The organism is Chryseobacterium sp. Tr-659 (assembly GCF_011752975.1).
Taxonomy (GTDB): Bacteria; Bacteroidota; Bacteroidia; order Flavobacteriales; family Weeksellaceae; genus Chryseobacterium.
Genome location: NZ_VWWP01000013.1, coordinates 1 through 21,603, shown reverse-complemented (window position 1 = coordinate 21,603; position 21,603 = coordinate 1). Strand labels below are relative to the sequence as shown.

Here is a 21,603-nt window from a genome sequence, read left to right as displayed (position 1 = left end):
AGCAATTAGATTTAAATTTTGATATTAGAACAAGGGTCTTTGATCCGAGTTCTAATATCTTTTTTGTTTAATCTCTGATATTCAACTGCATTTGAACATCCACACGGTCGTAGCCCGCATCTGTAATCGGAATATGCCTGAATCCAAGTTTCTCATAAAGTTTAATGGCAGGAACCAGTACTGAATTGGTTTCCAGAACAATTTTTTCAGCTTTCAATTCTCTGGCCAGATCTACCAAAGTTTTCCCCAGCAGATAACCTATTTTCTTTCCCTGAGCTTTAGGGCTTACAACCATTTTCGCCAGTTCATAAGTCACAGGCTCGTGCTCAGATTTCATTAATGCACATGTTCCTACGGCTTCATCATTTAATATCGCAAAAACAATATGCCCTCCTTTATTTAAAATTTCTTCTTCGGGATGATCCAGTAATTTATAATCGCTAGCCTCCATTACAAAGAATGTTCTGATCCATTCTTCATTTAATTTTTTAAAAGCTTCTTTATATTGAGCCTCGTAGCTTATTATTTTTACTTCATCTTTACTATCATTCATCGTTATAAGGTTTTGTTATATTCTGTTTTTAATCATTTTTCCCAGTTTCTCCAAGTCACTTTCTACTCTGTCTGTCCATTCTAAAGCATAGTTCAGCCGCATACAATTCTGATACTGATTATATTGTGAAAACATTCTTCCGGGGGCGAAGTTTACTTTCTGTTCCAGTGCTGCATCGTAAAGATCTTCCGTACAGATTCTTTTATCCAGTTCCAGCCACAGCATAAAACCTCCTTTGGGTTCAGAAATCTTGGTATTATCCGGGAAGTATTGATTCACGGCTTTCTGAATCTGAAGATAATTCGCATAGAGCTTTTTCCTGAACATCCTTAGGTGATGATCATAACGTCCATGAGCAAGAAAATCTGCAATCACATCTGAAAACAAAGATGGTCCGCTTACGGTTTGTACCAGTTTCTGACGGATAATTTTATCTTTAAACTTTCCGGGAGCTACCCAGCCTACCCTGAATCCGGGAGCCAGTGTTTTCGAAACGGATCCCGCCCACATGACAAGATCTGCCTCATCATAATATTTACAAGGCTTCGGCCTTTCTGCCCCAAAATAGATATTCCCATATACGTCATCTTCAATCAGGGGAACATTATATTCCGTGATCAGCCTTACCAGTTCTTTTTTATTTTCATCCGGCATCTGAAAGCCCAGCGGATTATTGAAATTCGTCACAAAGCAACATGCAGAAAGCTTTGGTAATACTTTTTTCAAGGCATCCAGATCTACTCCGTAAATTGGATGCGTAGGAATTTCCACAGCTTTTAATCCCAACAGCTGAATCGCCTGAAGCATTCCGAAATACACAGGGCTCTCCACAGCTACTGAGTCTCCAGGCTGAGTTACTGCCATTAAGCAGTTATAAACGGCATTCATGGCACCGGAAGTGATTACCATATCATCTTCTGTAATTTTGCCTTCCATTACAATAGACCATTTGGCAATTTCGCGGCGAAGAGCCTCACTCCCCTGTACCGGTTCATAGTTTGTTCCGCTGTCATTTTTCCTCTTCATTACATCAATCATGCATTTTTTCATCTTGGCTACAGGAAGAAGGCTCTTCCCTGGAATTCCTAATGCAAACTGTGTAATATCTGTTCCTTCAATTGTTCCGAATACTTTATCAATAAGGTCCTGCGGGGTGTTTTTCTTTTCGGATAATTTCATTTGAGCTACAGACGGCAATGCCAGCTTTCGCCTGGAAGTCTGGCTCACATAATATCCGTATTTGGGCCGTGACTCTACAAGGGAACGGCTTTCCAGTTCCATATACGCTTGTTTTACAGTATTCAGACTCACATTATATAATTTCTGGGCACTCCTTAAAGAAGGCAGCCTTTCTCCAAACTGCAGCGTTTCACTTTTAATCTGCTCTGTGACAGAATTGGCTATTTTAAGGTACAGAACATCTTTAGACATTGGATTCCGGTTTTAAGTAAATGTACAATTTTCTTCTTGTTTTTATTCAAGATTCAGCCAGCTGACCATTCTGCTGATACTCATTTTTAATTGTTCAGGATCTCGAAAATTTGGGGTATTATTCTTTTTAAAATAGTTTTCTATTCTGGAGATGAAACTTCTCTTCTCAGTATCCGGCATCCCTTTTTTGTCATATATTTTAAAAGAAATTTCTTTCTTTTCATTCATAACAAGACTTGCAAATGCAATAATTTCATTGTCTTTTTTGGCTAAAAGAAAAGGAAGTCCGAAATTCTGATTTATTTTTCTACAATTCTGTATCTGCTGAAAAATATTCTTCAGCACTCCCATGTCTGAAATATAGGCTTCTGTATATTGAAGCTGCTCCCGATGTTGAATGATCTTTTCCATAATACTCTGCTTGTGTAACAAAATTATGGAGGATTCAACTTTGGACACAGATACAGAAGAATATAATATTATGGATACAGATTGTATATTATTCATTTCAATAATATTATAGATTCAATAACCAGCGAATAAAAGTTATGTTTAAATTTTCTATGAATGAAAGATTCTGTATAAATATGTATTTTTATTCTTTAGATTCAAATAAAAAAATAAACATACATACAATGACGAGAAAATTTTTAAAATTTATTAATCTTCATTCCGGTGAAGAAGACAAGCAAAAGGTTCTTGAGAATATCACTGATAATATTTCTTTCCGTGGCTCCAATCTCTGGATACTTGCCTGTGCAATTGTTATTGCTTCTGTAGGGCTCAATGTTAACTCTACAGCTGTCATTATCGGTGCCATGCTTATATCTCCTTTAATGGGACCTATTGTGGGAGCAGGATTTGCATTGGGAACTTACAACTTCCAGCTGCTCAAAAGATCTATGAAAAATCTTCTTATTGCAACGGTGGTGAGCTTGCTGGTCTCTTTTATCTATTTTTTCTTAAGCCCGTTTAAAGAAACACAATCTGAGCTTTTAGCCCGAACATCTCCTAATATTTATGATGTATTGATCGCATTTTTCGGTGGTCTGGTAGGTGTTATAGCCATTACAAGGGTAAAACAGGGAAATCCTATCCCCGGTGTGGCTATTGCTACGGCTTTAATGCCACCTCTCTGTACTGCCGGATATGGACTTTCTATAGGAAACTGGAGCTATTTTATGGGGGCGTTCTATCTTTATACGATTAATTGCTTTTTCATTTGTATCGCTACTTTTCTTATCATTAAATATCTGAAATATGCTCCTATTGAGCTTGTAGATAGAAAGTATGAGAGGCACATAAGATACGGGATAACGGCATTAATCATTATTATGATTGTTCCGAGCTCGTACCTTGCCTATAATTTACTGAATCAAAAAAGGTTCACCCAGAATGTAGATCAGTTTATCAATAATGAATTTACGCAAAAAGGATATACCATGATTTATAAAAAGGTAAATTACAACTCTTCTCCCAGAACTATAGAACTTGCCTTTTTATCTAAGAAATTTGACAAAAACGAATTAGATTCTATTAATAAGCAGCTTCAAACTGCCGGCATCTTAAATACAAAACTTGTTATCAAGCAGGATGTTACAGACCTGAAATCTGAAATACTTAATGAAATTGGGCAGCGCAATAATGTATTGTCTGAAAAAGACATTGTTATCAACCAGTTAAGACAGCAATTGGATAAGTACACGGTAAAAGATTCAAGCCTTGTTAAGGAGATCAATATCCTGTTTCCTTCATTCCATAATATTTCGATAGGTAAGGTAACCAATTTTCCGAACACAGATAGTGCCAGGGTAAGTACCGTAGTCCTTTATCAGTCTGAAAAAGAGGAAAAAGACCAGGAGGGAAAAATGAAACAATGGATCTCTGAAAAATTATCTGATAAAAATACAAAAGTGATCCGTCAATAAAATTAAAAACAGCAACCATTCGATGGTTGCTGTTTTTATATCAAGACTAAACTTCTTTTCTCAGGACTTCTTTAATTCCTTCCAGCCCATCTCCAAATTGGGCGAGTAATGCTACAATCTGAGACATCCTGTCATTTTCTCCTAATCCTTTTATCGTTTTATTTTTAACGAATGTCTTTTTAATCTCTGTCCAACGTTCTGTTTCTTCTTTTGAAATGGTTCCAATCAGTTCTTTCAATTTTAACATATTGGCTTCTGATCCTGTCGTTAACGTCTGAGATTCATTCTGATAGTGGTCCAGAACAATCTGAGTCACTTCATTGGTTTTTAGAATAGGCTGAATTTGTGCAATAAGTTTATTCATATTACGGTAAGATCCCTGCAGTTTGAATGACGGTTCATTTCTATAATCGTCAGCCATTGCCGCTGAAGAGATATATTCTTTATTCACTTTCAGTACCATATTTCTTACCATGATTGTGTTTTTCAATACCGCACGGAAATCTGATATTTCATTGGAGCTGAAATTCCCTTTAAGATTATCTGCCGGGTTATCCGTAAGCACGCAGTCATACAGCTCATAAAGGTTTTCTATTCCCGGCTGGGTAAGTCTTGTCAGATATTCATTGGACATTAAAGCATTTTCTATAAGGCTTACATCAAAAAGATCGGTTTTTGATCCGGATATTTCTCCGAGGTTGTAAGTATCTGAACGATTGGCAAGCATATCCGGAATTTTAAATTTTTCTCCGTTTTCCGTGTATGGATTTCCAGCCATCACCAGACAGAATCTTTTGGAACGGAGATCATAGGTCTTACTTTCTCCGTTATAAATTCCTTCTATTTTTCTCTGTCCGTCAGCAAGTGAAATAAATTTCTGTAAAAACTCAGGATTGCAATGCTGAATATCATCAAGATACAACATCACATTATCTCCCATTTCCAAGGCCAGATTCAGCTTTTCAAGTTCTTGTTTTGCTCCCGCATTTTTAGCCTCCGCAGGATCCGTTGAAACAATATCATAACCCAAAGACGGGCCGTTAATCTTCATAAAAACCAGCCCCATACGCTCCGCCATATATTCCATCAGGGTTGTTTTTCCGTATCCAGGAGGAGATACCAAAAGAAGCATTCCCATTCTGTCTGTTCGCTTGTCTGAGCCTATTGTTCCTAATTGCTTGGCTAAATTTGCTCCGATCAGAGGGAAATAAACATCGTTAATCAGCTTATTTCTGACAAAAGAACTTAACACCTGTGGCTGAAAGGTGTTTAATTTCAATGCTTTCTTCTTTTCATCAATCCAAGTGTATTTCAATTCCTGAAGACGCTTGTATTTCGGAACGGTAACGGTATTGAATTGGTTCAGGCGGGCTACAAATTCAAAATAATTAAGATTGTATTCTGCATCTTTTTCAAGAGACTTCAGTTCTTTTATCGTTACTTCATAAGAAATACGCCTGATATTTTTCGGATCAAACTTTTGGGTGATGATAAAGGCAGCCGTCTCCCGTATAATATTTTTCTCAGCATGCGGATCAAAGGCCTGCAATGCACTTTCTACAATATAATAACACGCAGAAGGATACTGATACATTGCCTGTATCTGTGTAATAAACTCAAGATCTTTGCCTTTTTCTTTCAGTTCTTTTAAAAATAATTCGTACAATCTTCCTGCTTTTTCTGAGATCAGGAAGTTTTCTTTGTCTTCCTGTTTCAGGTATATTGCAGAATTGATACAATCTGTTTCTTTAAAAATATTATGTGTTGATGCAAAAGCATTCATTTCTCCCGCCAGCTCCCGGCTTAAGTACTCAAACCCTTCCTTTACAATGAATGATTGTGAGATGATAGCTGCCGCTTCAAACTGTTTCGTATAATATTCTTTTCTTTCTTTTTCGAGGAAAAACCAAAATATCTGTGCCAGTGCTCTTTCTTGTGCAGTAAACCTCATCAATCCCAGCTCATTATGTATTTGCTGTAGTCTGGTCACAATATGCTGTGCATCTTTATCGTGGATTCCTTTTACCAAACCTTCTCCAAAGTGTTCTGTTGTAAACTGCTGTACAGAAGTTTCATTCTGTAGCTCCGTTGCAATTTCTTTATGTACTGAAAATACGTTCCAGGCAAGGTATTCGAATCTTTTTACCTGGCTGTTTTCCGAGACGAATTCCTGATTCCAGACTTCTTTGAATTCATCTGCTGTATTAAAGCTCAACGGTTCATAAAAGCTTGTTCCGGTAAGATGATAATAATACTGTGCATTTCTTAGTACCAGAGTAAGATCCAATTTTTGCCGGTTGACTGCAAATTTATAATCTCCCAAAGCAATGACGCTTTCACCGTCTGCATAGATCTCTTTTTTATCTTTAAGTTTTCTGACGGCCTCCTGTTGAGAGGTTTTTAGTAGTGTCTGAATCTCTTCTGATTTTGCCGAATCTTCCAATTCTGCAAGCTGCCTCGAAAGATCCTTCATTTTTTCTACCATCAGATCTGCCGCAAAATACCCGTTGATCTCATTTTCAGAATCAAAGGATTCGGCCTTTGTCTGTACAGACTTCAGGATTCTTTGGGCGGCATCAAAAAGATTCTGTGTTCTTTTGTTTCTCGCTTCGGTAAGCTGTACTCTTTTATTCTGGAAGTGCCCATAAACTTCTTCCCTTTTGGTTCCTATTTGCTGGATAAATTCTTCAAAATCGATAAATTTTGTTTCCATTTCTTCCAGTTGAATGGAAAGTTTAGTGAGATATTCATCACACTTCTCGGGAGTTTGGGAAAGTTCCAGGAAATTAATAACAGACTGATCAAATAAAGTGATCTGTGCCTGAAAGTCTGAAGCCAGTTCTTTTCCTGAAATTTCTCTTTTCCTTTTGCCGAGTTCCAGCCTTTCCTGATTCAGACGGGCAAAGATCAGCGAGATATTTTCAATGATCTGGGTAGATTGGGAAGTATCTTCTATTTTAAGATTATTGACAATATCCACCAATAGTTCCAACTGCCCGGATAATATATTGATATTTTCATCAATTCCTTTTGCATCAACAGCCTTTTGAAGTGCAATAATATCTTCAGATATCTTTTGTGCTTTGTCTTCATACGGCAGCAAAGCTCCTTCCTGAAGCAGAAAATCCACACAGGCGTTTGAAAGCTCGGTGTAACGCTCTGCCAAGGCTTTTTCAAGTGAATCAAGTAAAGCAGTATCTGCATATTTAAGATCTCGGGCTCCCGTAATTTCACCTCTTAATGCTCTTATTTGCGAGAGTGCGTCAATATATTCCGAAAGCTGGGAATAGTGAAGTCTTTTGGTATCATCTAAAATTTTATCACAGGAATGCTTTATCTTTTCTAAAGCTTCTTCTGTCTTTTTTCTCTGTTCTACTACTTTTTCATATTCATTGATTGCAGAATGGGCAATTCCCCGGATTTCCTTCAATGGCTGATCCAACTTTTCAACTTCCTCCTCACCAAGAAAATAATAGGTATCCAGAATGAAGGTGGAAAGCTTTACAATATCATTGTACAATCCACTGTAAGAATCTTTTTTATTAAGAAGCGTAATGAGCTCCTGGCTTTCTGCCATTACTCTTACAATATCTTTATTTCCTATTTTGTAAATTAAGCTGTCTGCTTTTTCGGCATTTGGCAATACTTCTTTGGAAAATGGGGTCTGCCAGATCTGGGCAAGATGATTTTTTGTAGTTTCTATACTTTCACGGAGGTAAATCAGTTTTCCGTCATTCAGGAAAGTAAATCCACTGCAGCGGATTGGTGTTTCAATGGTTTGGGTGATGATATTGTAGGAAATCAATTGATAATTATTTGTTTTATCATCATAGAAAACATACAAAAAGTTTTCACCATTGGGTTCTGTAATGGTCTTTAGATAATACAATCTGTTCTGATCCTGGGAAATAACTTTTAACCCTCCCGTCTGGAGTGCATATCCGTTGGAAAACAGTACTCCCTGGTTTTCCGGAAGCAGTAATCCTGAATATTTAAGGGCATCTGCTCTGGAAACAGTCTTTTCTTTATGATTGTAAATAAAATAACGTTCAGTTTCCTGATAAGGTTTAATTTTAAACACAACAAGATTATCCAGATCACAAAAATAGATCTCGGCATCATCCAGATTTTGATCTTTATGAATCACATCTTCGGAATAAATTCCTTTTCCCGTATCGGTATTATCTTCTACTTTGATCGTGATATCTCCACCAATACTTTCTACAAAAACTTTATCTGCGAGGGAAATATGAGGATGTTTTCCGGATCTCTGCATATCTCTCGTTGCTTTTGTCCATACAAAACCATGCTGTTGAGGATAAGATGTTTCGGAAGCACTCCTGGAATCTATATAAATAAGCCCATTATCTTTAATAAGCCATTTGAAAGCTTTGATATCAGTTGTACTTTCAGAAAGCTGGAAAACCATGTACAAATAGTTTTCCGTGAAGGTAAATCTGGCAAAAAACGTATTTCTGTAGTATTTGTACAGGTTTTTAAATTCATCAATAAAACCCTCATCATTGATCAGGGTATAGTCCTGAGGTTCAAATCGATTGTTATTGATCTTGTATATTGAAAATACATCCGAAATATTAATTTCAGTCTGTAAGCCTAAATGAGCATTGGAACCAAAGATCAGATGATTCCCCAAAGAATAGATATCTTTGGCGATACAGCTGTGATCGGTAGATATCCTTTCGTTGGCAATAAGGGAAAAATCTACGCCGCCAAATATATTTTTACGGCTTTCATTCAGCTGCTGAAGCCTTTGAATGAGATCGTTTTTCTGCTCATTCAATCGGTTCTGAATAATTTCGTAGGTCCCGGAATTAAGTTGTTCTGACATCGTTTTTATTTAGGTAGTCATGACTTTGCTATAATGCCTGATTTTAAACCTTACAGGTTTTGGAAACTTGTAAGGTTTGATAGCATTGAATACGTTGTTTAATTCGATATTGAATTAAATGTGGTTGTTATTGACCGGTTTATTTTCCACTCCCAGATGTCTGGCCATATCAAGAGCTCTTTCCAGTATCCCTTTTTCCTGCTGATTGGCGAGTCCGTTCAGCTTGAAAATAAGTGAAGCGATACTCATATTTTTGATATCATCTGATGAGATTTTGTATTTATCTACCATTCCCATTACTCTCCCAATGATATTTTCTCCATCTCCTAAAAGGTTTTCTCTTACGATCTGAGCATTTTCACTGTGGTTGAAGAATTTATCTAATCCTTTTCCTGCAGAAACCTGACGGATCACGTTATCAAAGAAGGTGTTATCTCCTCCTACAATGTCAATTTTTGCCGTTTTGAAGGCTTCTGCCAATACCATAGACTGAGCTTCTGCAATATCTTTCTGAATAGCGATCTGAGCCAGCTCCACATCTTTTTCTTTTGCCAATTGAAGACGGAATTCTTCGTGGTCTTTTCCGGCGTCGTTCAGCTTTTTCATAGCTTCGGCTTTTTCAGTGATTCCTGCTGCTTCGGCCAATGCTTTTTCTTTGATAACTTCGGCCTGGGCAATTCCTTCTCTCTTGGTAGCGTCTGCTTTTTTCTCGATAACAATGGCTTCTACAATACCCTGTCTTTCTGCAGCATCTGCTTTTGCATGCATTACCTGAGCTTCTGATAATCCTACAGTAGCTTCTTCTTTTGCTTTTGCATCAGCGATGATCTTACGGGCTTCTGCTTCTTTTTCTGCAGCATCTCTTTTTGCCTGCGCTTCGATTACATATTTCTGTGCATCTTTTTCTGCAGCCAATCTACGGGCTTCTGCAGCTCTGGTTTCTTCAATCAGCTTTTTCTCTGCTTCCTGAGTGGCCACGGTAATTTCTACCTGCTTGTTTCTTTCTGCAGTTTTGAAGGCTTCGAGATCTTTGATTCCCTGCTGTTCTTCCACAACCGTTTTTTCCATTGTTAAACGCTCACGGATCGCATCCTGAATACTTTTCTTCTCTAGTTCTATTGCTTTTTCCTTTTCAATCTGTGCAAGGGAAACAATTCTTTCTCTTTCTGTTGCCTCTAGTGCTTTATCTTTTAACACTCTTTCTGTTTCTACCAGATCTGCACGTTCTTTATTTTTTGCTGCAATAACAACCTGACGGAGTTTATTTTCTTCTGCAATCTGTAGTTTTTCTTCTGTAGCAATGCGTACCGTTTCATATCTGAGACGTTCTTCTTCTTCAACTTTTAAAATTTCAGCATTTTCGCGTGCTTTGATATTAGCTACTTCTCTTTTTTGAGATTCTTGTTTTTCTGCCAATTGCTTTTCAAGTTCCAGAATGGCTTCACGGGCTTCTACGTTCTGCTTGGTAATGGTCTTTTCTTCATCACGACGAACCTGATTGGCTTTAATATTTTGTGTAGCGGTAAGTTCTGTGATCTTTTTAATCCCCTCAGAATCAAGGATATTATCTTTATCTAATTTATCGATTGAAGTCTGTTCAAGGTAGTCTATAGCACAGTCGTCCAATACATATCCGTTCAGATCTGTTCCAATGATATCAAGGATTTCCTGGCGGAATTCACTTCTGGCTTCGTATAATTCTGTAAAATCAAACTTCTTTCCTACAGTTTTAAGGGCTTCTGAGAATTTCGCTTCGAAAAGCTCTCTTAGGGTTTGGGCATCAGAAGCTCTCTGACATCCTATGGTTTGGGCAACGTTAACGATATCATCTACGGATTTGTTGACACGAATAAAGAATGCCACCTGAATATCTGCTCTCATATTATCTTTACAGATCAGTCCGGCTTTTCCTTCTCTTGATATTTCCAGCTTTTTTACAGAGATGTCCATAGATTCCATACGATGGATAATGGGAATTACAATTCCGGCATTGAAGAAAACTTTCGTGCCGCCGTATCCAGTTCTTAAGATGACAATTCCCTGAACGGTCTTCTTATACATGGATAAAATCCAGAATATCAATCCGATTGATGCTACCGCAACAATTATAATTCCTGCAATTAAAGGTAAGTTCATAGTTTTATAAGTTTATTGAATATATAAATGTGTTTTTTTGTTTAAAAAAACCGGAGAAGAATCTCCATGATATAGTTCAGCATGATCAAAAAAAGAGTTAACATGGTTATTAGTTTTCGTTTTTTTAATATCTCATTGATCTCTGTACATAATAAATTCTTTTATCCGGTTCTTCATCTACAATCATGACATGGGTTCCGTGTTCCAGTTTGCTTCCGTCTTTGCTTCTCACCATCAGTGTCATAGGGTCGCTTCCGATAAAAACTTCCATCATTCCTATTTTATCAGCCTGTATGCTTGATTTTAAACGGCCTTCTCTTCCTAAAAATGCGTACGACATTTCTCCTTTATGGTTGATTTCTCTAAAAAAAGGATTTAAAGGCTTCAGAAGCATTTTAGTAAGCAACATTCCTATGATCATCAGAGGAAATAAGATCAGGATTCCAGCCCAAACAGGTAATGGAATAAAATAATTCAGATAAAAGGATCCCAGCCAGGTAATAAGAAGTGATAAGGTAAGAAAATAGGTTACCGGAACAATATCCAGATTCAGGAACTTCAGGAAATGCATCCATGCGGTGGGATCATGATCCGGAGCATGAAAATGACCGTCCGGTGTGTCAAGATCAGCTCCTGCGTCCAGGTCGGAATGAATTCCCACATCAATATCCAAACCGGTAAGTATGGTAAACAGCCAATAGATTACCGAAAGCCCTAACAGGACACTCAGAACTGTATTCACCGGAGAAAATGCTATGTTTAAAAATTCCTGAAAGGTCATAGATTAGCCTTTTTTAAGTGTTTCTTTTAATCTGTTTAAAGCTGCTTCCGCTTCCGAATCTTTGTTATTGACCATCGCATCAATTTCTTCATCAATCGTTTTCTCTGATTTTGACAGATCAGCATACGCATCTGCCAATGCTTCCTGCTGTACAACCCGGTCCTTAAGCTTTTCCAGCATGCTTACAGTACTTCCGGTATCCATTTGTGTCATTTTCTGATTGATATCTTTCGTTGCTTCGCTCACCTGTACTCTTGCTTTCAGGGTTTTCAGTTCATTTTCCCATTTGGCAATACTTGATTTCAAATGGTTAATGTTTCCCTGGAGTTTTTCACATTCAGAGTGCAGTTTTTCATGCTCTTTCTGATGATCTGCTGCTTTTTCCTGTGAAGAGGTTTGCCTTTTCAGTGCTTCTTTGGCCAGACGGTCTGCTTCTGCTGTCCCTACATCTCCCTTTTCTGCTTTCTGAACTATCACAATCGCTTTATTATAATAATCTTTAGCAGCCTGTTCTTCAGTTTCAGCCTCGTTCTTTTTACGAATAGCTAAAGCTTTTAATTGAGCCAGCGCTTCAATACTTTTCCCCAGCTGTTCCTTCATGTCGCGGATTCCCTGCTCCGTTATATTGATGGGATCTTCAAAGCTGTCGATCACTGAATGAATCTCCGCTTTTCCAATAGTTAATAATCTTTTAAAAATGTTCATTTTAAATATCTTTTGTAAATTACTTACTCATTTCAAGCATTTCGTTGGTAAATTCTCCCACCAGAATTCCAAGTGAGTTAATGGATGCCATCACTTCATTTTGGGCCATGTTATCCGTAGGAAGGGTATCTCTGAAAATCACTCTTTTTCCTGAACTATCAAGAACAAAGGCTCCGTGAACGATATCTCTGTTTTTCTGAAGCAGTTTTCGGAAGGTATGTTCGGTTGGGTTTTTGATTTCAAAAAGAAACTGTTCCATAATCAGAATTGAATCTGATATAATAAGGATCATATTTTTTATCCCGTTAGATTCTTTTTCAATAATTAAGATTCTCTGAGCCTCATCTTCTAAAGTGATTGTAAACTCATAATCTAACAACCACTCTTTGACCGTTCTAAATATTTGATTTCTCATGATGGCTAGTTTTGTGTTCAAATTTCATCTACACAAATATAACATAAAATTTTCAAATTGCAAATATTTTTAGCAATCATTTATTTAATATTCTCTATATTTGCAAAAAAGATTAGACAAGATGAGCTTCTTTGGAACTAATATTAAGAAGATAAGACAGGTTAAAGGACTGAGCCAAAAGGCCTTTGCTGACTTATTTGATCTGAACAGAGGAGTAATAAGCTCTTATGAAGAAGGACGTGCGGAACCTAAAATTGAAACAATACTAAAGGTTGCCAGCCACTTTAATCTGAATCTGGATAAATTATTAACAGAAACCCTACAGGTAAACCAGTTAGCAAGCGTTTCTGATATTGATCAACTTATGCTATTTCCTGAATTAGCAATACAGAATAGTCAAGAATCAAAAGTAATTTATAAGGATGATCATCCTAACGCCAGCATTTTGCAAAAAATATTAGCATTTGTAGATTTGGTTTATGAGTTTACACCGGAAACTGAGCTTCTTCCACAATATCAATCCGGGGATATTCTTTTTCTGAATAAAGCAGATCTTAAAAATGACTCTTCTTCCAATTTATTATTATATAAAGAGGGGAATCTGCAATATCTTGCTGATTGTAAAGGAAAAAACAAAAATGAACAGGAGCTTTATAAGATTATGGGATACGTTTCTATAACGGGAAAAAACATCTTTACAAGTATTTTTGAAAGGCTTGAAAATTTAGAAAGAAAATCTAACAGTATATAAATAGAAATTCCCTGCACCAATAGCTGCAGGGAATTTTCTTTTATTAAAAATCTAAATCCTGAAATTTTATAACCTTGTAATCACCATTCTTCGTACTGAAGAGGTCATTGAAGCTGCTCCACAACCAAAACACATCACAAGGCTTCCCTTGATAGCATCTCCCTGTTGTAAATTGGCCACTACGGAATTATATCCTGAAGCCCTCTGTGAAGCTGCAATGGATAAGATTACCATTGTATAATACTGATCTGATATGGATGTTCCATTCTTAAGAATAGACATCAAACGATGTGCTGCTACATTGGTAGTAGTATGAAACCCAGTTTCCAAAAATTCTATTTTATAGTACCCTGATTTTGGACATGTCCAGGTATCTGTAGTCAGATTAAAATCTCCTCCACCATTTGTACTAAAATCTATAGAATCAAAATTTGCAGTAGTAAGAACTCCCTGATTCTGAACTTCTGCTGCTGAAGAAGAGACTGCATAAATATAACTTCCATCAGATTTAGACAGCAAGACCAGTTCATAAGTAGATCCGCTGGCTGTATTAACATCTGTTTTAACAATCAGCGCAGATTCTCCAGGCATTATAGAGACCGTTTGGGTATTATCTATCAACTCTGTTCCATCCGCATCAATGGTGAGGGTATTGGTTGATGAAATGTTTTTGATATAGTAAGTTCTTCCGGTACGGGTTAACCCTGTGGTAGAATTAGGCAGTGTCATTGTACCGGCAGCCGTTCCAGACCAGGAAAGGTAAAAATCGTTTTCTCCAATACTATAGGTATTAGAGGTTATACTCCCATAGGCCGCTGCAAAAGAACCATTTACAGTAAGCTTTGAGCCAGGTACTGTAGTATTAATACCAACATTCCCAACTTGGGCGTACAGGCTTATAACATTACATAAAAGAATGAGGGTAGTCAAAATGAGTTTCATACATCTCTTGTTTTAAATTGTTTGTGTGTTTTTAGATTCAAAAAAGTCCACAATTTCTGTCAGAACTTTTTACTAAAATTATTTCTATTCAAGAAAAAATATTACAATCACCCTGTTAATTAACATTAATGAATTTCTTTTTCAAGCTAAAAAAATGTTAATTTTAAATCTATAATCCTTTGATATGCAAAATATTATTCAATAAACAATATTAATAACAGAAAAACACAAATACAAATGTTGCTCATCCTACCCAAAGCACACAGATTATGAGAATATTTTTATACTATTTTTTATTCATTTTCATGTTAAGTTCCTGCAGTTCCCCAGAGCAGGGAAATGAATATCTTCACTCGATAGACCGGGAAATTTCTCCCTTTAGAGGGAAAAATAAGGGAGAAATCGAAAAAATATACATACGGGAACTCCGTAAGTATAAACAAACCGGCAAGAAGATATTCCTTCTCAGCAGCAAATATGTAAACCTTGTTATTCATGTGAATGAAAGGCTTAAGCAAATCCCCATGGTTTATGAGCTTTTGAGATTAAATGACAATCAATATGACTACATTATCATTGCATGCAACTACAATCTTGCCAATCAATTTGAAAAGAGCTCCCCGGAATGGGCATTAAAGTGCATAGATACAGCCATAGAATCTGATGAAAAAACAGGAAAAAGGTATTACCTCCCCCATCTCTACCATTTTAAGGGAAGAATTCTATACAACAATAATGATAGCAAAAATGCTTTAACCTATTTTAATAAAGCGCTTCAAACTTATGATCCTCAAAAGGAAACCTTATATATAGCATCCATGTATAATAATATCGGTATGTGCTATGATCAAATGAAAAAGCCGGACATGGCCATTAGTGAAACCTTAAAAGGAATCAGATTACTGGAACAAAAAAAACAACCGAGTGAGGCTGAAAATGTTTTTATCAATTATATGAAAGGAGGACTGTCTCAGTATTTTCTTGAAATTAAGGATTATAAAAAAACAGAAGAATTATTATTAGCGAAGCTCAACTTCTCTCTTTATCATCATAATTACCGAATGGCTTTCTATGCCTCGAAAGAACTTATAACCCTTTACAGAGACGTCACCCATGAAACTGATAAAATAAATAGCATCATCCATTCTTTGAATATGGTTGAGCCTAATTTAAAAGATCCGGAAGACAGAATTGCATTTTACGAGATGATTCAGGAATACTATTCTGATAAAAATGATATTCAGAAATTTAAATCAGCATCTCAAAAACTGGTGGCTGCCAATAAAGAATATAATAAGCTCGCTAAAAAGGAGCTGAAAATAAACTTCGATATCGCAGATAACTATATTATAAAAAACGCCAATAAAGAGAACAGGGAGCAAAGAAAGAAAAATCTTTTATTAACTATTTCTATATTTCTTATCTTTTTTATTTTCCTGATTATCATCATCAATCTTATCCGCACAAAGAAAAAGAAAGAAGAATTAATAACGAAGGAGAAAAGAATTTTTGAACAGGATCTTGAGCTGCAAAGAGAAAAAATCAGAAACCTGCACCTGAACCTTAATTTAAAGACGGAAACCGAAAGAGCGTTTTTAGAAAACCTGAAAAAGATCAAAAGATCAAAAAATATTGAACCGGAAGATATTGTGAAAGATCTTCAATTCAAAGTAAATAATCTGATTCTCATTGACAGAAAAAGTAATGACCTGATTAATGAAAGCTCGCAGGAGAATAAGATATTCATGAAAAAACTATCCAAAATATTTCCAACTTTGTCTGCGCAGGAACTTAAACTCTGTGTTTATTTTAAACTTAATCTGGCAGCAAAGGAAATTTCGCTAATTGAAAACTTTACGGTAGGAAGCATCAGAGTTTATAAGGCTAAGGTAAAGGCTAAACTTGGTTTGGAAAAGGAAAATAATCTAAGTGAGTTTCTAAATAAATTCTAGGCTACTCAAGAATTCCTTATTCATTCTGGAGATTTTTTGAAAATATTTGCCTCCAAAATATGTGACAGAATAAATCATTTACAATGCAGAAATAACGTGATATTCTGGCTTAAAACTAAACTTTGGTGTAGTCATATTTCGGCTGCTTACCTATAATTTTGTTATAAAAGATAAAGACATGAAAGCTCAATATTCTCGAAACAGATTATACGTAAAGGAAGAGGAACAGAATGCTATTAAAAACGTTTCTATTCTACTTGCCGGAAGTGGTATTGGCAGTAATATTGCCGAATGTGCCCTGCGTTTCGGGTTTGAAAATATTACCATCGTAGATGGTGATGTTATTGAGCAGTCTAACCTTAACAGACAGAACTATACTTACGGGGATATTTCATCTTATAAAGCTGAAACGTTGTACCACCGTCTGAAAAGCATTAATCCTAAAGCCAAAATCCGTTTCCGCAGCGAGTTTATCACTCAGGAAAATGTAGCCGAAATCATTGGGGATCACGACATTGCCATCAATGCTCTGGATTTCTCAAGTAATATTCCGGTTGTCTTTGACAGAATCTGCCAGGAAAAAGGAATACATGTACTCCACCCCTATAATTTGGGATGGGGAGGACTCGTAGCGGTTATTGAGCCCAATGGCTTACCAATCGACATCCTTTCTGATGACAATTTTAATGAACTCAAAATGGTTGAATATATTGCAGGATATTTACGTTTCTGGAGAACCCCCAACGAATGGCTCGAAAATATTATAGACGACTACAAGCAGGAAAAGGAAAACCTTCCTCCACCACAATTAGCTATTGCTTCATGGATCGTTGCCGGAATGTGTACCCATGTCATGTTCAAAATTGCCACAGGAAAAACTTACAAAACTTTTCCTCAGTTTTATATGAATGCTATTTCAGAATAAATAAAGTGGTTTATATCAGTTTATAATTGGTAGCATACGATAACGCTTCTGTGATGTTACTCACTCCCATTTTATCAAACAGCTTTCTTCTGTGAAACTTTACGGTATCTCCCGTTACAAAAATCTTATCGGCAATCTCGTTGATGGTTAGCCCCTGTGCATACAATCTTAAAATTTCGGCTTCTCTTTCTGAGAGCTTTACTTTTTCTTCTTTTATCCACCTGTTTTCTTTCAGGTCATAATTCCAAATCTCATCTGTTCCCTGCTTTACAATAGAAATATTTCCGGACGAATGGTTATGGGATAAAGATACAATACACATCGCTTTCCACATTTTACCTTCTGCAGATAAGAAAAGAGGGGTAAGCTTATGATTAATCAGAATCGTGTTTTTACTTTCATTAACCAAATGAAAATCGTAGGAAATTGTATATAGCTTTCTTTCGTTTACAGGCAGGTTTTCATAAAACTCAAAGCCTACTTCATTGATCTTAAATAAGAGGTCCAGATCTTCTTTTTTCACGTGTCTGAAATAGAAAGCATAGCCCATTGTTTCAACTTCCTTGGGGGTATGGTCACATAGAAATAAGGGGTTATCTGAAACGTATTCAAAGTTCTGTTTCTGATAGTCGATAACATACAAACTCATATAGGTGATTCTGGCAAAGGCTTTAATGACCTCCAGATAATCAGAAGTCTGATTATTCTCTGACTCTGAGATATTTTCGATACTGTTTTTGTTCGAAAAAAATTTACGAATCTCTTCCATTCCTTAGTTTTTTGGGTCTAGTTTTTAGCTTACTACACTTTAGTGTAGACTTTAAGGAATCTACACTAAAGTGTAGCATATCCCACCAGTCAGTGTAATAATTTTACTATAAAGATAAAAAAAATATGGAACAATTTAACTTTTATTCCTTAGGTAGCAAAAACTTATACGAATTAGCAAAATTTGTTGTTACAGAAAATTTTAGTCATCATGAGGACCATTCTAACACTGAAAAGTTCAAGACTGAAGTAGATAGTATATATAATGAAGAGAAAGCCTTTAAGGAATCTAAGATATTTGTTTCCAGGGATAATGACGATAAGATTAATGGATCAATAAGAGTTTTGAAATGGAACCAAACAGATGTTCTTCCATTGGAAAAGCTTTTCCATATTAATCCTTCATCTTTCATTAAAAGTAAAGCAACCGACATCTGGCATATCGGGAGGTTTGCCATCAAAAAAGGAATTGATAAAACAGGTTTTGGGATTTTCAAAACGTTAATGGCTTATGCTATCAATGAAGTTTGTCAAAATGAAAATTCTGTTGCTATTGCAGAATGTGATGCCAAGCTATTGAAAGTACTGAAACTTATGGGAATAGAAGCCATTACATTAGCAGAACCTATTCATTATCTAGGATCTGAGACAATCCCGGTTATGTTAACTTATAATGGGCTGAAAAAGTTCCTTGATAAGAATTATCATTTGATAACCACTAAGCAGGCAGATGCCCTACACCAAAGTGTAGTATTACAACAGACCGCTTAAAACTACACTTCGGTGTAGCAGCATTCAAAACACAACATTCTACATTTGAAACATAAAATAACAATCATGACAAAGAAATACTTAATACCATTACTATCCTTCTTAGGAATGAGCGCGCACTTGAACGCTCAGAGTATTTCCGGTAAAGTATCTAATGAACAGGGAAAAAATATTTCTTATGTAGAAGTAATTCTGTCAACAGGGAACAATACATTTTCTGCAATTACAGATGACAATGGTCTTTTTAGTATTAAGCTTCCCCAAAAAGACTCTTATACTATTAATTTTTTCTTAAACGGAAGCAAAGTATATGAAGCAACTGAAGAGATTAACGGAGACCTCAATAAAGACTTTACTATAAAAGCTGCTGATGTCAAAGAAATCAAAGAAATTAGTTTAACCCAGAAGAAAAAATTAGTTGAAAGAAAGGTAGATCGTATTATTTTCAATGTAGAGAATTCAGTTTCTGCAACTGGAGGGACTGCCTTAGATGCCTTAAAGACAACGCCTTTGGTTCGTATACAAGATGAAACGGTTTCTATTGTAGGAAAAGGAGAAGTCCTTGTAATGATTGATGATCGTATCCAGAGAATGTCTCCGGAAGATTTATCAAGCCTTCTAAAATCAATACCTTCGGATAATATCCAATCTATCGAAGTAATCACTACTCCACCGGCTAAATATGATGCACAAGGCGATAATGGACTGATTAACATCAGATTGAAAAAAGCAAAGGCAAATTCGTGGAATGCTAATATCGGTAGTTCTTATACTCAAAAAACCTATGCCGGAGGAGCACTTCAGGGCGCATTCAACTATAACTACAAACGTTTATCTGTACAACTATCTGCTAATACAAGCTCACAGCGGCTCCGTACAACATCTGACAGCAGAATTTATTATCCGGATGAATTATGGATAACAAGCTTAAAGAATAAATCCGAAGACAATAATCTTGGATTAGGGCTAGGTATAGATTATAAAATATCAGATAAGTGGACAACAGGTGTAAAATATCTTGGGAGTTTTACGAAAAGTACCTCATCAAATAATCCTTTCACAACAAGAATGAATGAACAAACAGAAGTGATTAATTCCTACATCTCTTCAGGGTTAGATGCAAATAACAAACCTAATATGAATTCTTTTAACTGGTACAATTCTTTTAAGATAGATTCTTCAGGCACAAAAATAACTACTGACTTTGATTATTTCAATTATAGAAAGAGTGATTATAGCTTTTTTGCAGGAAATGAACTTGATAATCAAAGAAATGTTCTTCCAGGAAGCTTTTTTTCAGCTACCAATACCAATATGAATCATATTGAAAACTATTCCGGAAAGGTGGATGTGGAAATGCCTTTGGATTGGATGGCTTTAAGTTTTGGGGCAAAATACACTTATACCAATACCAATAATGATCTGGTTGTTTATGACAACAAAACGGGAGCTCCTATTTTGGATACTCAGCAATCCAATATTTTCAATTACAAAGAGCACAATGAGGCAATATATGTTTCTGGAAGTAAAAAATTGGGGGAAAAATGGGAAGCTCAGGCAGGGTTAAGATTAGAATCAACACAAACAACCGGATACTCTCATAACATGAATCAAACGAATAAAATTAATTATGTCAAATTATTCCCTACAGCTTATATAACTTATAATCCGGATGATAAAAATGCATTTTCAATTAATTATAGCAGAAGAATAAGAAGGCCTAATTTTGACTATCTGAACCCATTCGTAGTACGTACAAGTCCTTATTATTATTCTGAAGGAAATCCATTTTTACAACCCTCCATAATTGATAATCTGGAATTTTCATACATCAGGAATCAGAAATGGGTATCCTCTGTTTATTACTCTCAGGTTTCAGATTTCAGCCAAAAGCTGTCAATTTTAGATCAGAGTACAAATATTACCAGAAGTACCCCACTGAATTATGCAAACACCTATCAGATTGGTATTTCAACCTATTATAACTTTAACAAATGGTCCTGGTGGAACAGTTTTACTGGATTTAATGTAAACTACCAGAATGTAAAGTCTAAAATAGACGCTATCAGCTCAATTGATGGATATAATGCTTATATCTATTCTAATAATGACTTCACATTGAATAAATCAAAAACTACATTCTTCAGTGTAAATTATGGATTACAACTCCCGGGGCGTTATCAGATATTTCATATCTCAACTTTAAATATTCTGGATATTTCTATGAAGTTTCTGCTTCTGGATAAGAAACTTACTTTAACGGTAACAGGACAGGATTTATTAAATGGCCAAAGATCCGTCATCACTTATGAATCCAATGGAGTGAAGACAGATTCCCAGAGATACAATGACACAAGAGGCTTCAGAATTTCCCTCAGCTATAAATTCGGAAACAAAAATTTAAAATCCGAACAAAGAAAGCTTGGTAATGAAGACGAAAGAAGTAGAGTTAAATAAACAAAAATATACTTGCAAGTAAGGTCCAACAAAGTTTTATGACTATAAAAGATAACTAAAATTTAATCATTAAAATTTTAACATCATGCAAAAAATCAAATTAACTAAAGGATTACAAATCAACAAAGAGCAAATCAGCAAACTTCAGGAAGAGCAAATGAACAGCCTGAAAGGAGGTAACAACCGTATCCAGGCGCCTAGCCAATCTTGCGGGCAGTGTTCTTGCAACGGGTCTACTC

17 protein-coding genes are annotated in these 21,603 nt (G+C 36.0%); 7 read left to right on the top strand and 10 right to left on the bottom strand.

Annotated elements, in window-relative coordinates; all coding sequences use genetic code 11:
• Positions 1-67 precede the first annotated feature (67 nt).
• Genes F3J23_RS20390 through F3J23_RS20380 form a run of 3 tightly spaced genes read right to left on the bottom strand, consistent with a single transcriptional unit; the run spans position 68 to position 2,395 of the window.
• The gene (locus tag F3J23_RS20390; protein WP_167033212.1) at positions 68-553 is read right to left on the bottom strand and encodes a GNAT family N-acetyltransferase; all 486 of its coding nucleotides are present in this window, start codon (positions 551-553) and stop codon (positions 68-70) included.
• A 15-nt stretch (positions 554-568) separates the two neighbouring features.
• The gene (locus F3J23_RS20385) at positions 569-1,984 is read right to left on the bottom strand and encodes a PLP-dependent aminotransferase family protein (RefSeq protein WP_167033210.1); all 1,416 of its coding nucleotides are present in this window, start codon (positions 1,982-1,984) and stop codon (positions 569-571) included.
• Between the two features lie 42 nt (positions 1,985-2,026).
• On the bottom strand, positions 2,027-2,395 hold the full coding sequence (locus F3J23_RS20380) for a hypothetical protein (RefSeq protein WP_167033208.1): 369 nt from the start codon (positions 2,393-2,395) through the stop codon (positions 2,027-2,029).
• 224 nt (positions 2,396-2,619) lie between these two features.
• On the opposite strand from F3J23_RS20380, the gene F3J23_RS20375 reads away from it, so the two are divergent.
• Positions 2,620-3,912 carry a DUF389 domain-containing protein gene (locus F3J23_RS20375; RefSeq protein WP_167033206.1) on the top strand — a complete coding sequence of 431 codons (1,293 nt, stop codon included), beginning with the start codon at positions 2,620-2,622 and terminating at the stop codon, positions 3,910-3,912.
• Positions 3,913-3,958: 46 nt separating this feature from the next.
• On the opposite strand, the gene F3J23_RS20370 is transcribed toward F3J23_RS20375, so the two are convergent.
• From F3J23_RS20370 to F3J23_RS20350, 5 genes are all read right to left on the bottom strand, one after another.
• Positions 3,959-8,761, bottom strand: coding sequence for a DNA repair ATPase (locus tag F3J23_RS20370; protein WP_167033204.1), 4,803 nt, complete (start codon positions 8,759-8,761; stop codon positions 3,959-3,961).
• Between the two features lie 114 nt (positions 8,762-8,875).
• Positions 8,876-10,897: a flotillin family protein gene (locus tag F3J23_RS20365; RefSeq protein WP_167033202.1), complete on the bottom strand. Its 2,022-nt coding sequence runs from the start codon at positions 10,895-10,897 to the stop codon at positions 8,876-8,878.
• Between the two features lie 124 nt (positions 10,898-11,021).
• Entirely contained in the window at positions 11,022-11,678 is a 657-nt protein-coding gene (locus tag F3J23_RS20360; protein ID WP_167033201.1) for a YqiJ family protein, read from the bottom strand.
• 3 nt (positions 11,679-11,681) lie between these two features.
• Complete coding sequence (locus F3J23_RS20355) at positions 11,682-12,383, bottom strand: PspA/IM30 family protein (RefSeq protein ID WP_167033199.1); 702 nt, start codon at positions 12,381-12,383, stop codon at positions 11,682-11,684.
• A 19-nt stretch (positions 12,384-12,402) separates the two neighbouring features.
• Complete coding sequence (locus tag F3J23_RS20350; RefSeq protein WP_167033197.1) at positions 12,403-12,798, bottom strand: YbjN domain-containing protein; 396 nt, start codon at positions 12,796-12,798, stop codon at positions 12,403-12,405.
• 100 nt (positions 12,799-12,898) lie between these two features.
• Between F3J23_RS20350 and F3J23_RS20345 the strand changes: the two genes are divergently transcribed.
• Positions 12,899-13,549, top strand: a complete 651-nt coding sequence (locus tag F3J23_RS20345) for a helix-turn-helix domain-containing protein (RefSeq protein ID WP_410498210.1) — start codon at positions 12,899-12,901, stop codon at positions 13,547-13,549.
• Between the two features lie 66 nt (positions 13,550-13,615).
• Here F3J23_RS20345 and F3J23_RS20340 read toward each other — a convergent pair whose 3' ends face one another.
• A complete protein-coding gene (locus tag F3J23_RS20340; RefSeq protein WP_167033195.1) occupies positions 13,616-14,491 on the bottom strand; it encodes a hypothetical protein in 876 nt (291 codons plus the stop codon).
• A gap of 269 nt (positions 14,492-14,760) precedes the next feature.
• Between F3J23_RS20340 and F3J23_RS20335 the strand changes: the two genes are divergently transcribed.
• Both F3J23_RS20335 and F3J23_RS20330 read left to right on the top strand, forming a co-directional pair.
• A complete protein-coding gene (locus F3J23_RS20335) occupies positions 14,761-16,443 on the top strand; it encodes a tetratricopeptide repeat protein (protein ID WP_167033193.1) in 1,683 nt (560 codons plus the stop codon).
• A gap of 178 nt (positions 16,444-16,621) precedes the next feature.
• Entirely contained in the window at positions 16,622-17,368 is a 747-nt protein-coding gene (locus F3J23_RS20330; protein ID WP_167033191.1) for a ThiF family adenylyltransferase, read from the top strand.
• Positions 17,369-17,378: 10 nt separating this feature from the next.
• Here F3J23_RS20330 and F3J23_RS20325 read toward each other — a convergent pair whose 3' ends face one another.
• Positions 17,379-18,137 carry a response regulator transcription factor gene (locus F3J23_RS20325; protein ID WP_167033189.1) on the bottom strand — a complete coding sequence of 253 codons (759 nt, stop codon included), beginning with the start codon at positions 18,135-18,137 and terminating at the stop codon, positions 17,379-17,381.
• A gap of 125 nt (positions 18,138-18,262) precedes the next feature.
• On the opposite strand from F3J23_RS20325, the gene F3J23_RS20320 reads away from it, so the two are divergent.
• From F3J23_RS20320 to F3J23_RS20310, 3 genes are all read left to right on the top strand, one after another.
• Complete coding sequence (locus tag F3J23_RS20320) at positions 18,263-18,907, top strand: hypothetical protein (protein WP_167033187.1); 645 nt, start codon at positions 18,263-18,265, stop codon at positions 18,905-18,907.
• Positions 18,908-18,973: 66 nt separating this feature from the next.
• Complete coding sequence (locus tag F3J23_RS20315; RefSeq protein WP_228455394.1) at positions 18,974-21,364, top strand: outer membrane beta-barrel family protein; 2,391 nt, start codon at positions 18,974-18,976, stop codon at positions 21,362-21,364.
• Between the two features lie 85 nt (positions 21,365-21,449).
• On the top strand, positions 21,450-21,603 hold a 154-nt coding region (locus F3J23_RS20310), incomplete at its 3' end, for a class I lanthipeptide (protein ID WP_167033185.1).